This is a genomic window from Legionella cherrii, from assembly GCF_900635815.1.
Lineage (GTDB): Bacteria > Pseudomonadota > Gammaproteobacteria > Legionellales > Legionellaceae > Legionella > Legionella cherrii.
On the sequence record NZ_LR134173.1, the window covers coordinates 3,109,811 to 3,124,810 of the forward strand.

The following is a 15,000-nucleotide window of genomic DNA, read 5'->3' on the forward strand; positions in this document are numbered from 1 at the left end:
CTACTCCCAATTGGGCTCATGGGGTTGTGATGGCTCAGGCTCAGGAGTTCCAGGAGTATCTGGCTCATAGGGCTCTGGTTCTGATGGATACTCATTAGGCTCATCAGGATACTCATAAGGTTCTGGTATTTCGTCACCGTTTTTCAAAATAGCATCCTTATGTTTGTATTATTTATAAAACATTATAGCAAAAGGAAAGAAAATGAAAGTAGCTGTAATCACCGGAGCTGCAAATGGAATTGGCTTAGCGTTAAGCGAAGTCAATTTACAACGAGGTAACACTGTAGTTATGGTGGATAAAGATGGCATTAAACTCAAACAAGAGGCTGAACGACTATTATCCCAATTCCCAGAAAAAATTCTGGAAATTCCATGTGATGTGACCCAACCGAATGAAGTAGCACAGTTAGTGAAGCAGATTGAGGAGCAGTTGGAACGTGTTGATTGGATCTATAATAACGCAGGTATCATAGGACAATTAGCACCTCTTTGGGACTTATGTCCTGAACATATCCAAAAGGTTATGGAGGTTAATCTATATGGGATGATTCATATCATTCAAGCATTTACTCCTTTCTTATTTCGTCAAACTGTTCATTCACATATCATTAATGTAGCGAGTTTATATGCTTTGTGTACAGGGTCACAAACAGCTTCTTATGCGATGTCAAAACATGCAGTACTTGCTTTATCTGAGTCTTTGTATTTTGATTTAGTGCGCCTGAACAAGCCAGTGGATGTCTCAGTGGTTTTTCCATCTTTTACAGATACAGCGCTTTTATCTCATACAACCAATACAAACTCCTCTTTTCATGAGGCATTAAAGTCACTTTTATCGCATTCTCGATCTGCAGTCGATATAGCAGAACACATAGTTCATGAAGTGGAACAAAAAAAGTTCTATATTTTTCCAGATAAAGAAGTAAAAGGATATTGTGAAGAACGGACTAAAGCAATGATACTTCAAGAAAAGCCTCATGTTACTAATATTGAAAAATTAATGTGCGCACTCATTAAACGACAAGAGTCTCGGCATTAAAAACTAGGCTGGGTGCAGAGCAGGGAACCCAATTTCCATGGCGGTGAAAAAGTAACTTGGTTTTATTAGCCTCTATCGATAACTGGTTTGAACAGGTAGGTTGTTCCTTAGCCCAACACACCCAGTCGTATGATAGCTGTTTTGATAGGCCAAGGGCCAACCTGCGTGCTGTGCTACAAGCATGGAGAGCCCTCGCCTTGCTCGGGATAACAGAGCGTTGCTGCGCTAAACCCAGGCTAAGAAAAAACCACCTAGGCTTCCAGCATATCCAATAATTCTTGGCGGAATTTATGATAATCCACTTCTACGGCATGTCGTATATGCGATTTAAATCGATAATGGGGTTTATTCATTTCTTGAATTATTTTTTCGTGCAATTTATCAGGTCGCTTTAAAGTACCCATAATGATACGTGCTACTATTTTTGATTGATAATCCGCAAGAGGCCAAATACACCCTTGAGGCTGACATAAACCAATAAAATATAAATTATCATAGTCTGGATGCATCATTTTTCGATAAAGCGGAATTTTGGTAGAGTTACTAAAGTCTGCAATTTCTTTATCAAGAAATGGGAAACTGATTTTGTACCCTGTGGCAAAAATTACTGTATCAAACTCCTCATAGTTGCCATGAGTAAAATAAACTCGATTTCCTTCGAAATGAGTAATTCCAGGGCGAGGAAAAATTTCTCCATGCCTAATAAAATACAGCAATTCTGAATTAATGGTTGGGTGAATTTCTAAAGGACCACAATCAGGCTTCATTAATTTATATTTCGCATATCGACCTTGAAGAATACGAATAAAAAAGCTCAAAACTTTCTGTCTTAACCATGAAGGCATCCATCTGATTTTAGCCACAGCATCATCAGTCGGTTTACCAAACACAAATTTAGGAAAAATATTATAGCCTCTACGCATACTAATACAGGTTTTAGGCGAAATACGAGCTATCTCTACGGCTATATCACAAGCAGAATTTCCCCCTCCAACTACCAAAACACGTTGATCCTTAAAAACCGAGGCTTTTTTATATTGATGCGAATGGAGCAACTGTCCAGAAAATGTACCTGGATATTCTGGCATGAAAGGGTCCCAATGATGCCCATTGGCAATTAACAAATAATCGAAACACTCTTCATGAGTACCTTGATCGTTTTCAAAAAGAACGTTCCATTGATGTTGATCGGTATGTTGTACCTTTACAACATTGGTATTAAAACGGATGTACTTAACCAAATCAAAATGATCAGCATAACTTTTGAAATAATCTAAAACCAAGGCATGTGCTGGATAATCAGGAAAGTGCGCCGGCATAGGAAAATCTTCAAACTCCGACCAACGCTTGGAACTGATAATATGTGTGGTTTCATAAACACTGGAATGATTATTTTTTTCATCATATACCCAGTTACCACCGATCTGATTATTTTTTTCGAAGACGGTGATATCAGTTACTCCCTGTTCTTGCAAATTTTTAATTGCAGCAAGTCCACTAGGACCTGATCCAATAACGCAGACACGAGGACAATCTTTTTTACCCTTTTGCTTTATTTGCATTACTCAACACCTTTTTTACTTCATCCATTATCATTGCTTGAACCACAGGATCTTTATCAATCGTGAAATGATTCACTTCAATTCCTTTTATCGTAGCGACATTGATATTGTCAATACGAGTTTTTTCTGGATTTACTGCCCTGAGTTTCAAACCACTAAACATAGGAACAAAACCAGGTTTGTAAAAATTCATCGCATGCTTCACATTAGGAGGTACAATTGTTTGAGACACCGCATCTACAGTAACGAGTAAATCTACTGGGATGCCTGCTTTATCAAGATTACGTGCTACTTTAATTTGCTCATTAGCACCCAAAGAATGCCCTACTAGAATAATAGGTCGGTGCATCTTATGTTTTTGATAATAAGAAACTATAGAACGCGTCACATTACCGGCGTTGTACCACATATTACTGGGTGCTGGTATATTACATTCCTCAACAACAGTTCCACTCAGTGTTCGCATACCCGTACTAAAAAGTCCAAGGCCACCTAACATCGTATGTACTTCACCCCGGTAGGATTGAGTTTTACTCGCCTTTACCGTTTTCACTTGTTTCGTTGATTTCTGAGATGTAGGTTGATGGACCACCGATTGAGCGATCTTTGGTATTGGTTTTTTCTCAGAAGCCCTGCCACCTGATAAGTCAACACAACCAGTGATGCTCATGGTGATGAGGAAAAACAAAAATGAGCAGAAAATACCTAATTTTCTATTTTTGAAGAAAGAGTTCATTTTATTATTATTCTTATTTTTTAGAGAAAAGATCATAGCCTATTCTTAGAAGGTTTGCCAAGATGGCTCATTCATGAAGTTCACTCTTTCGTGCTGTAAGTCTGCGATGAATTTTGTTACTCTGCGTCTTAAAGATGGAATACTGTTGTTATGCTTAAAATTTAAACCAAAAGGATTGTTTTCTATTTGTTTTCATTTTTATGGGATATTTTTAACTTATCATGGAAAAACAAAACAAAATTCTTACAGTAACTCAGCTCAACCGGCAAGTTAAAAGCTATCTTGAAAATGAACTGGGAATAGTCGATGTTGAAGGAGAACTCTCTAATTTGAGTAAACCCTCCTCAGGACATTTTTATTTTACCCTAAAAGACAGCAACGCCCAAATCCGTTGCGTTTACTTTAAAAATCGCCATGTCAGTGCGCATAAACTAACCGATGGCCAACATATAATTGCCAGTGGAAGATTAAGCCTTTATGAAGCACGTGGCGATTATCAATTGATCGTGGAACAAATTACCGAAGCAGGTCTTGGTGCGCTCTATCAACGTTTTGAAGCGTTAAAAAATAAACTTGCCTTAGAGGGTTTATTTGACACCGCAAAAAAAAGACCTATTCCGATCATGCCTCGTATCATCGGAGTAATCACTTCAACCACTGGGGCCGCAATTCGCGATATATTATCCACTCTTGCTCGTCGATTCCCCTTGGCAAAGGTCATAATTTATCCCAGTGAAGTACAAGGTGCTGGTGCGGCACAACAATTAATTCATGCATTAGAACTGGCGAATAAGGAACAAAGATGTGATGTACTTCTTCTTGCGCGTGGTGGAGGAAGTATTGAAGATCTTTGGGCGTTTAATGACGAACAATTAGCGCGTCATATTGCAAGGAGCTCAATCCCTACGGTATCTGGGATAGGGCATGAAACAGATTTTACAATTGCTGACTTTGTATCGGATTATAGGGCAGAAACACCTACTGCTGCCGCTACCGCGGTAACGCCTGATTGTAATGAATTGGTTAAATTATTAAATCACTCTATCTCACGAATGCATGAAGCAACCCATCGATTTTTGCAAAAATACCAAATTAAACTACAGCATTTAATCGACAAGATATCATCACCACAAAAAGCGATTGCGAGTTACTGGCAAACATCCGATTATCTGGAACGGCAATTAATTGCTCATATGGTGTATCTTATCAAACAAAAAACACATCAATTGCATCTGTGCATCAATCATCTGAACGCTAAAAACCCCAAAACACAAATCAAACAAACACAGATACTGTTACAAAAAATTACTTTGCAGTTAATCCAACACATGCAAAATAAAATGAATCAACTTAAATATCAATTAAGAACTCAACTGTCTACCTTGCATGCAGTCAGCCCCTTGGCTACACTGGATAGAGGATATGCAATTGCAACGAAAGAAAATAAGGTGTTGTTTTCCAGTCAACAAGTAACTATGGGCGACTCAATCGAGATACTCTTGGCACAAGGTAATTTAACTTGCGAGATCACTCAAATCAACGAGTAAAAAAGTATCTGCTCAGGAGGGATTCTTGAATTTTGGTGAAAGGTTGGATTTGAGCCCTGGTTGCGCTTAAACGATGCTGAGGAAACCTAATATACATCCGTATGTGAGGCTTCCGAATTTTCTTTTCGCGCCAAACATATGCCAAATGCTGCCTTTCGGTACATTGGGCGTAAACGGATACGTAAAAAATGCTTGAAGAATTAAACAATAGTCTTGATTTCATTATAAGCCAAACAAAAAATAACATTCCCATTTTGGAAATTATTTTGTTAATACCCTGGCTTTTCTTTTTTGTAAGCCTGGTCTATAGAAAAATATTATTTCTAGGTATTATCCCAAGACAAATCCGCGGCATGCCCGGGATCTTATTTGCCCCACTGCTGCATGCCAATTTCAATCACATTTTTTTTAATTCAATTCCTTTGGTGGTTTTAAGCAATTTCATTTTGATCAACGGACTTAACTATTTTCTAGTGGTTACAGTAATGATTACCATCTTAAGTGGGATTGCTATTTGGTGCTTTGCCAAACCTGGCTTACATGTAGGGGCTAGTGGCCTGATTACCGGTTATTGGGGGTTTTTAGTGAGTAATATCTATCAAAAGGGTACTTTAACTACCATAATCTTGGGAATCATCAGCATCTACTATTTTGCTGGTATTTTTTTTGGTATTTTCCCCAAAGAAAAAGGCATATCTTGGGAATCCCATTTGTTTGGTCTTCTCGCCGGTTTAGCAGTCAGCTACCTATTTGGACTTTACCCCAATTATTTTCAAGTCATTTCAGACCCAGGTTGGCCAAGATAGTAGAAATGTAAACAGGCCCTATGTTATTCTAAACAGATAAAAAGAAAAATAACTCGAGAAATCAAGATGCACTCACTTAAAGCTTTTTTCTATGCAAGTATATTAAGTATTCTGATCTCACCCGCACAAGCGGCCCAAGGAACTAAATTTTATATAGATGGCTGCTGCAGTAATATGGGCGGAATTAGTTATTGCGACTCTTCAGCTGGACGACTTGTTTGTAAAAATGGTTTTTACTCTACCTGTTATTGCACACCACATGCTGTAATGGATTTACAACTCTTTCGGGGTTGCTGCTTATGGAAAGGCGGTCCTGTAACTACTTATACCATAACGGGGCTCGTTGTATGTAATGATGGTTCTATATCAGAAGAATGCTCATTGAGGCCAGAAGAGAAAATTGCAGCTTGGTAAACTTCCGATATATACTTCGCGGCTTCTATAATTCGGCGAAGTATAACCATCAGGAACTTACATGCTCGATCAGATACAATCTACTATCACTTTATTAAAGAAGCAAAAACCATTAATACTTTGCCTAACCAATTACGTCACCATGGATTTTATGGCCAATAGTCTTTTGGCTTTAGGCGCTGCCCCCCTTATGTCTGAGTCTCAAGCAGAAATTGAAGAATTAGCCCATCTTAGTCAAGTTATTTATGTCAACATAGGTACTCTAGATGATGCCTTTATGGAAAGAGCCTTACTCGCAGCTCATGTTGCACACGCTATAGGTAAACCATTAATTCTAGATCCTGTGGGTGCTGGAGCAAGTAAGCTCCGTACTTCTTCGGCAATGAGATTACTTCCTTATGCCCAAGTCGTTAGAGGGAATGCCAGTGAAATCATCTCATTAGCGGGTTCAAATGGGGCGACAAAAGGAGTTGAAAGCGCAGACCCTGTTACTGACGCAATCAAAAGTGCTCAAGTGCTGGCGCAATCACAAAAAACAGTTGTGATTAGCGGCCCCGAAGATTTTATAACCAATGGCGTGGATCACAAAATACTGCCCTTTGGTTCAAGCTTTATGCCACTTATTACAGGAATGGGTTGTACGATGACTGCCGTTCTTAGCGCATTCATTGCCTGTCATTCCGATTATTTCCAAGCAGCGCTGCAAGCAACTGCTTATTTTGGTTTATGCGGACAATTGGCTCATGAACACATAAAAGGGCCTGCCGCATTCAAACAGGTATTTATCGATAATTTATTTCATCCTGATTGGTCCTTAATGTCACAAGCAATTGAGGGAGTATCGCAAGATGCACTATAAAGCTTTATCTATAGCAGGATTTGATGGTTCTGGTGGCGCAGGAATTCAAGCAGATCTAAAAACCTTTTCGGCATTTGGATGTTATGGAATGACGGTTCTTACTGCCTTACCAGTACAAAACACCCGTGGTGTTAGACACTTCTACAATATCCCATTACAAGCCATAGACGATCAGCTTCATGCTTTATTTGATGACATTAAACCTGACAGTATAAAAATTGGCATGCTCTTTAATAGCGACATCATCGAATTGGTTTCTTCATTCCTGAAAAACAGAGCGATAGATATTCCTATTATTATTGATCCTGTAACTGTCGCTAAAAGTGGGGATCCTTTATTATTACCTGAAGCAGTAAGTTCACTAATCACTCAACTGATGCCACTTGCAACGTTAATTACACCGAATCTTCCGGAAGCAGCTACATTTACGGGGCTGCACGCAAACAATGAAGAAGAAATGTTGGATGTTGGAAACAAATTACTCGATTTTGGTCCTAAATATGTTTTACTCAAAGGGGGACATCTGTCATCTCAGGAGTCGAATGATTTATTAATAGGAACAAATACAGACGTTCATTGGTTTAGAAGCCCAAGGATTCATTCCAAAAACACTCATGGTACTGGCTGTACCCTTTCCGCTGCAATAACGGCCTGTCTTGCTCAAAACATAGATTTAATTACATCATGCCGCATCGCAAAGAATTATTTATTCCATGCCATAAACGCCGCAAAAGAAGAAAGTGTTGGTCAGGGAAATGGTCCAGTACATCATTTTTATCATCTTTGGCCGGTGCAGTTAGAAGATATTTAGGAACATAGCTTGTGATTTGTAGCCAGGATTAGGACAAAGAACCCACGTCATCGCGAGTACAAGGAGGGATCTCCAAAGGGGACATGGTGTGAACTGCACCCTCTTCATTTTTTTCAATTAATTCACCAAAACTCAAAGCGCTGAAAAGTATTAATAGATAGCCTATTGTTGAATAGCAAAATACAGTATCTGAAAAAGATAAGATACAAAAAGAAACCAGCAGGCCTAAAAGAAATGGTTTCATTTCATTTAACTGCACCATAGTTGTAAACAATGCGCCTATAAAAAAAAGGAAAAGTACAATCCCTGCCAAACCAAGTTCTGAAAGGGTCAGCCAATATTGGCTATGGGGCTCATTAAGCTTATGCCCCCAAGAAGGAATCGGTTGATCTTTAACAAAGTTATACTGAAATCCTCCAGTGCCCACTCCTAAAATTGGATGCTTTTCAAATAAAGATTGGGCATATTGATGAAACTGGATTCTAAAACCTAAGGAGGTGTCCGCCTGATTGTTTTGCAATAGCTTGATTTCATTTATCATTGAAAGAGTTCTCTCGTGCATTACGGGGCTTAGCACGTAGGCTAAACTCATTGCTCCAACAAATACCACCATCCCTATAAGTGCTTTTTTAGGTGTAAATTTTTGTAAGATAACCAAGGACATTAAAATGCCGTAAGTCACATAGCCTGTTCTTCCAGTATTAATAAATAATATTTGATAACTTCCCACTAATGCCATAAGTAAGTAAAAAAACCGCATCCAACCACTTTTATTATTCTGCAATAATAAAATTAGGGCAAAATAAACTCCTAAGGCAATCATAAAACCCGTAACGATATGATTATAGAAAATATATCCCGGGTCTTCAGTGTTTATCGCGAGAAGTTGTTTCTCCTTAAGAAATGAAAGAATGCTAGTGAGTAACATCACCAATATATAAGAATTCAAAACCCACAGCCTTGTCTTTGGTTTAACAAACCCCACAGCAAGAATGGGTAAGAAAAGGAGTTTAGAATATTTATCAATAACATTATATTGTAAGGAAAATGGGGCTTGAGACCAGGAACAGGCAATAAGAACAAACAAAAACAAAACAAGTCCGGAACGAGCCCATAAGGTATTAAAAGCGTAAGGCAAAAATTGTCTGTAATAAGGAGTTAATAGCAAAGCAAGCAAGCTTAATATCAATAAAATTGATTTAATACTGGTGCTTATAGGAATAAAAAAAACCAATAAAACAAGAAAGGTTGGTGCAATTAAATTAACTTTTCCCTCTAAGAAGCTTCGTATCAAATTAATTCCTCTGTATTTTTTGCCAAAGAAGGCAATTGTTCCATATCAATATCTTGATACAATTGCTTAATGCCACGATAAAAAGTTCCTTGTGCATTAAATACTGCAAATAAGAAACCTATTCTGCCATCCAAAAAACCACATTGCAAGATATAACACCGGAGGAACATCCATGAAGTGCTGGCCATCGTTTTCATAAAACTGGGGGTTCTTTTCTTTTGTATGTATGTTTTTGCACTATACGACGAATATTTATTCATTTTATATAAGACATGACTGACGTCTTTAAATGAGTGGTGCATAATGGCGGTTTTAATTTTACCAATACGTGTACCCTCTGGAAGCACTATTTTTTCATGCACAATATCATCACTAAAATGCGCATTTGCACGTTTAAAAAGACGAATATGACGCTTGGGACTAGAAGAGTACTTTAGGGGTTGATTATAAAAATGCATTTGAATTGCTATTCTAAAAGCATCCGCAGAATTAGAGGCCATAGCATCCATGATTTCTCTTTGTAATTCCTCACCAACTGATTCATCAGCATCAAGATTCAACACCCAGTCACCCCGAGCTTTTGATAAGGCTCTTTGTTTTTGAACCCCATAACCCGGCCAGTCAGTAGAAAAAACATGTTCCGTATATTCTTTGGCTATTGCTACTGTTTTATCGGTGCTTCCCGAATCCAGGACAATTATTTCATCAGCAAATCGAACGGATTCGAGACACCTTCTTATATTCCTTTCTTCATTTTTGGTTATTATTATTACACTCAACGTCATTTAAAAAACGCCCTCTCTATGATCATGACTATCAAAATGTAATTTTCCATCTTTAACTTTTAAGGTTACATGACCACCATGCATCAACTTACCGAATAAAAGCTCATCAGCCAGAGGTTTTTTAACATTTTCTTGAATCAATCTGGCCATTGGGCGAGCGCCCATGACTTTGTCATAGCCATGTTCAATAAGCCATTCACGAGCCATTTTATCCACGTTAAAGGTAACCCCTTTATGACTTAACTGTTCATCCAACTCCATAATAAACTTATCAACTACAAGACCAATGGTGATTGCATCCAATGGAGCAAAGTTAATGATGGCATCGAGTCTGTTTCTAAATTCAGGACTAAATTGTTTTTTAATCACTTCTAGGCCATCATTGCTGTTGTCTTGTTGTGAAAAACCGATGGAATTTCGTACTATCTCTCCTGCACCAGCATTTGATGTCATTACCAAAATGATGTGCCTAAAATCGGCTTGACGACCATTAGTATCAGTTAAAGTCCCATGGTCCATAATTTGTAACAGCAAGTTAAATACATCTGGATGAGCCTTTTCGATTTCATCAAGCAACAGTACAGCATGAGGATTTTTAGTCACGGCTTCTGTCAACAATCCCCCTTGATCATAACCAACATACCCTGGGGGAGCTCCAATTAAACGTGAGACAGTATGTTTTTCCATGTATTCAGACATATCAAAACGAAGTAATTCGATGCCTAAAACATTAGCCAATTGTCGCGTCACCTCTGTTTTTCCAACACCTGTTGGTCCGGCGAATAAGAAACAACCTACTGGTTTTTGTGGATCTCTCAGACCTGAACGACCTAATTTAATCGCAGAAGCTAATGCAGTAATTGCTTGATCTTGTCCATATACTAGAAGCTTCAAATCACGTTCCAAATTGCGTAAGGTATCTTTATCACGAGCAGAGACCTTCTTGATGGGTATACGTGCAATTTTTGCAACAACACTCTCAATTTCAGTAACACTAATTATTTTTTTACGTTTGCTTGCTGTTAATAAATTTTGATAAGCGCCTGCTTCATCAACAACATCAATTGCTTTATCAGGCAAAAATCGATCATTAATGTATTTTGCAGACAACTCAGCAGCAGCTTTTAAGGCAGGAATTGTAAATTTCACACCATGGTGTTCCTCCAATCGCCCTTTCAATCCTTTCAATATTTCAAAGGTTTCATCGACTGTAGGCTCAGGAATATCGATTTTTTGGAAACGTCTTGCCAAGGCCCTGTCTTTTTCAAATATGCCTCGGTATTCTTGATAGGTTGTTGAACCAATGCATTTTAGCTCGCCATTTGCAAGCAAGGGTTTAATAAGGTTTGATGCATCCATGACACCGCCTGAAGCTGCACCAGCACCAATAATAGTATGAATTTCATCGATAAATAGAACAGCCCCTTCTTGTTGTCCTAATTGCTTTAATACGGCTTTTAATCGCTTTTCAAAATCTCCTCGGTACTTAGTACCTGCAAGTAACGCACCCAGATCAAGTGAATAGACTATACAATCACGGATCGCATCAGGTATTTCACCATCCACGATACGTCGTGCCAATCCCTCCGCAATTGCGGTTTTACCAACCCCTGCTTCACCAACGAGCAAAGGATTATTTTTTCTGCGACGACACAATACCTGAATGGTACGTTGTATTTCTTCATGACGTCCGATTAAAGGATCAATTTTTCCTTGTTTCGCACGTCTATTGAGGTTTGTACAATAACTTTCTAGAGGTGATTCATTGCCTTCTGATGAACTCATATCATCTTCCATAGAGTTCATGTTCTCATGCATATCATTGTTTTGATACTTAGAAACACCATGAGAAATATAGTTAATCACATCAAGTCGGGTGATATTCTCACGGCGTAAGAAATAAACTGCCTGACTTTCTTGTTCACTAAAAATTGCTGCTAAAACGTTAGCCCCTGTTACCTCTGTTTTTCCTGCAGATTGAACATGAAAGACTGCGCGTTGCAATACACGTTGAAAGCCTAAAGTAGGTTGAGTTTCCCTGTCTAATTCATCCTCAGGGATTCTAGGAGTGGTTTCATCAATGAATTCAATTAAATCACGGCGCAGGGCTTCAATATTTGCATCACATGCTTGCAATACACTTCCTGCCGCTGGGTTATCAAGCAATGACAACAACAAATGCTCAACGGTCATAAATTCATGACGTTTCTCTTTGGCTTCCTTGAAAGCTAAATTCAAGGTGAATTCAAGTTCTTTATTTAACATTGTCGTTGCTCCTCTTCAGCCCATAGCAATTTACTCGGGTTCCATGCTCGATAGCAATGGGTGCTGATTCATTCTGGCGTACTCATTTACCAGAGCTACTTTTGTTTCTGCTATATCTCGTGTAAATACCCCACACACGCCTTTTCCTTGGATATGAACCTGTAACATCACCTGAATTGCAATTTCTTCATTAAGATGAAAAAAATGCTTCAGTACATCAACTACAAAATCCATAGGTGTATAATCATCATTGAGCAACACCACTTTGTACTTTCTAGGCACTCTAATCTCTGTGCTCTGTTCCGGCTCAGCGACTTTATGCCTTACAATTTCCTCTAGATTTTGCCCAGTCATAATATACAACCTCTATATTATTTTTATAGACTCACTATGCACTTTTGGCCAGTAAAATCAGTTATTTTTAATGAAAAAATTAGTCTTTGAAATAATCAAAAACATATTGGTTAGATAGCATTCATTAAGCGATAAACTGAAAAAGATACACATTGTAGCCTAGGTAAAGCACAGTGAATCTTAGGAGACCATCTCCGTCTTCCCTTAAATTACTCTGCAATTCACCTCGGCTATTGGATATCCACTCAATTTACATATGCTTAATTATCTCATCTCCAAAACCAGAGCTACTCACCAAAGTAGCACCGATCATACCACGCTCAAAGTCATAAGTTACAGTTTTGGCTGCTATAGCACCTTGCATGCCTTTGATAATTAAATCCGCAGCTTCATTCCATCCCATATGACGGAGCATCATTTCAGCAGAAAGAATAATTGAACCTGGATTTACTTTATTCTTTCCTGCATATTTCGGTGCTGTTCCATGCGTTGCTTCAAATACAGCAACTTCATCACTAATATTTGCTCCTGGAGCAATACCAATACCGCCTACTTGAGCAGCCAAAGCGTCAGAAATATAATCACCGTTCAAATTAAGTGTAGCGATTACACTGTAATCTTCTGGTCTTAAAAGAATTTGTTGCAGGAACGCATCAGCAATTACATCATTGATGATGATTTGCTTGCCTGTTTTAGGATTCTTGATTTCCAACCAGGGGCCGCCTTCATATTCTTTAGCGCCAAAAACATCACGTGCGACTTGATAGCCCCAGTCTTTAAACGCACCTTCGGTAAATTTCATAATGTTGCCTTTATGAACTAAAGTTACCGTATGGCGGTCATTATCAATCGCATATTGGATTGCAGCTCTTACTAAACGTGTAGTCCCAGCTTTAGAAACGGGTTTAATCCCTATTCCGCAGTGCTCAGGAAAACGGATTTTTTTAACGCCCATATCCTTCATTAAGAATTCAATCACTTTTTTCGCTTCAGGAGTATCCGCTTGCCATTCAATACCGGCATAAATGTCTTCTGAATTTTCCCTAAAAATAACCATGTCTGTTTTTTCTGGTTCTTTGAGTGGACTTGGAACACCCTCGAAATAACGAATTGGTCGTAAACAGGTATAGAGATCCATTTCTTGGCGAATTGCCACATTGAGTGAACGAATCCCACCACCAACTGGGGTCGTTAATGGGCCTTTAATTGAAACAACATATTTTTTCATCGCATCTAGGGTTTCTTTAGGCAACCATTGATCGGGACCATACACTTTAGTTGCTTTTTCACCGGCATAAACTTCCATCCAAGCAATTTTTCTCTTATCGCCGTATGCTTTAGCGACTGCAGCATCAACGACTCGAATCATGGGAGGTGTTACATCAACACCAATACCATCACCCTCAATAAAAGGAATAATGGGATTATTAGGGACACGAAGTGACAGATCCTGAGCAACAGTAATTGCTTCACCTTGTGAAGGCACTTTGATTTTATCGTATGTCATTGACAACTCCGTAAAATTAGAGAAAAGGCAATGATAGCATGTGATAACTTGGAATCCCAAGTATCATTTCTATTTAATTACTTCACTTGGATGCTTACTAAGCAGACTGAATTAAATACCGAGCTTTTTATGCGTCAATCTGATGTCAGATTTAAAATTTATGATGAAAAATGTATGCTCAGCTTAGCTACCTATGCCTTTTTCTGACTGAGCGACATTGAAAGATGAAAAAGAAATGCTAGGTATTTAATTCTGCCAGCTTATGCATGTTGCAACATTTTAATTTGCTCGATCAGCTGATCATATCCAGCTTCAACGTTGATATAATCATTTTTTGATAAATATATGGACAAAGATCCATCATCTGTTGCAGAAGGTTTTTGTAAAACTCCATTATACCCTTTGCTTTTTAAACGGAGAAAATCATTGATTTTGGTAACTAAATAAAAATTACGAAAATAATTTTCAGGAGTCATATGAATTGCCTGCGCATCATTTTCTAATGTCTTCCCAGGTAGATAATCCTTAAGTGAATAAGTTGAATTGTTATGAACAGCAACGACTTTGCCTTTTGGCAACAATTGTTTGATTTTAGTTGCCAGTTTATTTACTTCGCGATGCGCCTGGGGATTATATTGGCCAAACTGCGATAAGGTTTTTTTAATCCCGTTATCTGTAAAAATACGATTGGGATCAAACTCATAACGTTGGTTATTTAAATGAAATACGATGTTACGACCTCCAGAATGGACCAAGGCAATAAGACTCCCCCCTTCCTTTTGAATCACTGTTTGAGCTGCTTTTAAAGCGGTTTGTTCATTATGATGCAAATGGATATAAGTTTTTCCTTTGCCTACTAAATGCTTAATTTCTACTTTTTCATCCCCAACCATTACAATATGATTCATTGCATAGGCAAATTGACAAAAGAAAAGCGAAACAAGTATCGAGTATTTCATCTACAATATACACCCAGACATAATTTTACAATGCTGGTTATTGTACAATAATTAACCTATAA

At 38.3% G+C, this 15,000-nt stretch carries 15 protein-coding genes; 6 read left to right on the forward strand and 9 right to left on the reverse strand.

The annotated features are described in order from the left end of the window. Positions 1 to 147, reverse strand: a complete 147-nt coding sequence (locus EL022_RS16110) for a hypothetical protein (RefSeq protein WP_164715641.1) — start codon at positions 145 to 147, stop codon at positions 1 to 3. Between the two features lie 55 nt (positions 148 to 202). On the opposite strand from EL022_RS16110, the gene EL022_RS13240 reads away from it, so the two are divergent. Further along, positions 203 to 1,039, forward strand: a complete 837-nt coding sequence (locus EL022_RS13240) for an SDR family NAD(P)-dependent oxidoreductase (protein ID WP_028380116.1) — start codon at positions 203 to 205, stop codon at positions 1,037 to 1,039. 251 nt (positions 1,040 to 1,290) lie between these two features. On the opposite strand, the gene EL022_RS13245 is transcribed toward EL022_RS13240, so the two are convergent. Next, entirely contained in the window at positions 1,291 to 2,601 is a 1,311-nt protein-coding gene (locus EL022_RS13245) for a flavin-containing monooxygenase (RefSeq protein WP_028380115.1), read from the reverse strand. Beyond that, positions 2,579 to 3,337 carry a hypothetical protein gene (locus tag EL022_RS13250; protein ID WP_028380114.1) on the reverse strand — a complete coding sequence of 253 codons (759 nt, stop codon included), beginning with the start codon at positions 3,335 to 3,337 and terminating at the stop codon, positions 2,579 to 2,581. The genes EL022_RS13245 and EL022_RS13250 overlap by 23 nt, the downstream gene beginning before the upstream one ends. 221 nt (positions 3,338 to 3,558) lie before the next feature. On the opposite strand from EL022_RS13250, the gene xseA reads away from it, so the two are divergent. The 5 genes from xseA to thiD all read left to right on the forward strand — a co-directional run bounded on the left by xseA (position 3,559) and on the right by thiD (position 7,774). Beyond that, a complete protein-coding gene (gene xseA / locus EL022_RS13255; protein ID WP_028380113.1) occupies positions 3,559 to 4,884 on the forward strand; it encodes an exodeoxyribonuclease VII large subunit in 1,326 nt (441 codons plus the stop codon). 188 nt (positions 4,885 to 5,072) lie between these two features. Then, positions 5,073 to 5,690, forward strand: a complete 618-nt coding sequence (locus EL022_RS13260) for a rhomboid family intramembrane serine protease (RefSeq protein WP_028380112.1) — start codon at positions 5,073 to 5,075, stop codon at positions 5,688 to 5,690. Positions 5,691 to 5,756: 66 nt separating this feature from the next. After that, entirely contained in the window at positions 5,757 to 6,104 is a 348-nt protein-coding gene (locus EL022_RS13265; RefSeq protein ID WP_028380111.1) for a hypothetical protein, read from the forward strand. Between the two features lie 61 nt (positions 6,105 to 6,165). Next, a complete protein-coding gene (thiM, locus tag EL022_RS13270) occupies positions 6,166 to 6,963 on the forward strand; it encodes a hydroxyethylthiazole kinase (protein ID WP_028380110.1) in 798 nt (265 codons plus the stop codon). Then, the gene (gene thiD / locus EL022_RS13275) at positions 6,953 to 7,774 is read left to right on the forward strand and encodes a bifunctional hydroxymethylpyrimidine kinase/phosphomethylpyrimidine kinase (RefSeq protein WP_028380109.1); all 822 of its coding nucleotides are present in this window, start codon (positions 6,953 to 6,955) and stop codon (positions 7,772 to 7,774) included. The genes thiM and thiD overlap by 11 nt, the downstream gene beginning before the upstream one ends. Before the next feature lie 28 nt (positions 7,775 to 7,802). Here thiD and EL022_RS13280 read toward each other — a convergent pair whose 3' ends face one another. From EL022_RS13280 to EL022_RS13305, 6 genes are all read right to left on the reverse strand, one after another. Further along, entirely contained in the window at positions 7,803 to 9,068 is a 1,266-nt protein-coding gene (locus EL022_RS13280; RefSeq protein WP_065235799.1) for an O-antigen ligase family protein, read from the reverse strand. Beyond that, positions 9,065 to 9,853 (reverse strand): glycosyltransferase family 2 protein, encoded by a 789-nt coding sequence (locus tag EL022_RS13285; protein WP_028380108.1) that lies wholly within the window; start codon positions 9,851 to 9,853, stop codon positions 9,065 to 9,067. The genes EL022_RS13280 and EL022_RS13285 overlap by 4 nt, the downstream gene beginning before the upstream one ends. After that, positions 9,854 to 12,118: an ATP-dependent Clp protease ATP-binding subunit ClpA gene (gene clpA / locus EL022_RS13290; protein WP_028380107.1), complete on the reverse strand. Its 2,265-nt coding sequence runs from the start codon at positions 12,116 to 12,118 to the stop codon at positions 9,854 to 9,856. It abuts the gene before it with no gap. 30 nt (positions 12,119 to 12,148) lie between these two features. Further along, the gene (clpS, locus tag EL022_RS13295) at positions 12,149 to 12,472 is read right to left on the reverse strand and encodes an ATP-dependent Clp protease adapter ClpS (protein ID WP_028380106.1); all 324 of its coding nucleotides are present in this window, start codon (positions 12,470 to 12,472) and stop codon (positions 12,149 to 12,151) included. A gap of 250 nt (positions 12,473 to 12,722) precedes the next feature. Continuing rightward, a complete protein-coding gene (gene icd, locus EL022_RS13300) occupies positions 12,723 to 13,979 on the reverse strand; it encodes an NADP-dependent isocitrate dehydrogenase (protein ID WP_028380105.1) in 1,257 nt (418 codons plus the stop codon). A gap of 260 nt (positions 13,980 to 14,239) precedes the next feature. Then, positions 14,240 to 14,938 carry a hypothetical protein gene (locus EL022_RS13305; protein ID WP_028380104.1) on the reverse strand — a complete coding sequence of 233 codons (699 nt, stop codon included), beginning with the start codon at positions 14,936 to 14,938 and terminating at the stop codon, positions 14,240 to 14,242. Between the last annotated feature and the right edge of the window lie 62 nt (positions 14,939 to 15,000).

What these genes read in the sequence shown, in the direction of transcription:
- EL022_RS13285 (WP_028380108.1), bottom strand. Translation starts at nt 9,853, where the DNA reads ATGACGTTGAGTGTAATAATAATAACCAAAAATGAAGAAAGGAATATA.
- xseA (WP_028380113.1), top strand. Translation starts at nt 3,559, where the DNA reads ATGGAAAAACAAAACAAAATTCTTACAGTAACTCAGCTCAACCGGCAA.
- clpA (WP_028380107.1), bottom strand. Translation starts at nt 12,118, where the DNA reads ATGTTAAATAAAGAACTTGAATTCACCTTGAATTTAGCTTTCAAGGAA.
- EL022_RS13260 (WP_028380112.1), top strand. Translation starts at nt 5,073, where the DNA reads ATGCTTGAAGAATTAAACAATAGTCTTGATTTCATTATAAGCCAAACA.
- clpS (WP_028380106.1), bottom strand. Translation starts at nt 12,472, where the DNA reads ATGACTGGGCAAAATCTAGAGGAAATTGTAAGGCATAAAGTCGCTGAG.
- EL022_RS13305 (WP_028380104.1), bottom strand. Translation starts at nt 14,938, where the DNA reads ATGAAATACTCGATACTTGTTTCGCTTTTCTTTTGTCAATTTGCCTAT.
- EL022_RS13245 (WP_028380115.1), bottom strand. Translation starts at nt 2,601, where the DNA reads ATGCAAATAAAGCAAAAGGGTAAAAAAGATTGTCCTCGTGTCTGCGTT.
- icd (WP_028380105.1), bottom strand. Translation starts at nt 13,979, where the DNA reads ATGACATACGATAAAATCAAAGTGCCTTCACAAGGTGAAGCAATTACT.
- thiD (WP_028380109.1), top strand. Translation starts at nt 6,953, where the DNA reads ATGCACTATAAAGCTTTATCTATAGCAGGATTTGATGGTTCTGGTGGC.
- EL022_RS13240 (WP_028380116.1), top strand. Translation starts at nt 203, where the DNA reads ATGAAAGTAGCTGTAATCACCGGAGCTGCAAATGGAATTGGCTTAGCG.
- thiM (WP_028380110.1), top strand. Translation starts at nt 6,166, where the DNA reads ATGCTCGATCAGATACAATCTACTATCACTTTATTAAAGAAGCAAAAA.
- EL022_RS13250 (WP_028380114.1), bottom strand. Translation starts at nt 3,337, where the DNA reads ATGAACTCTTTCTTCAAAAATAGAAAATTAGGTATTTTCTGCTCATTT.
- EL022_RS13265 (WP_028380111.1), top strand. Translation starts at nt 5,757, where the DNA reads ATGCACTCACTTAAAGCTTTTTTCTATGCAAGTATATTAAGTATTCTG.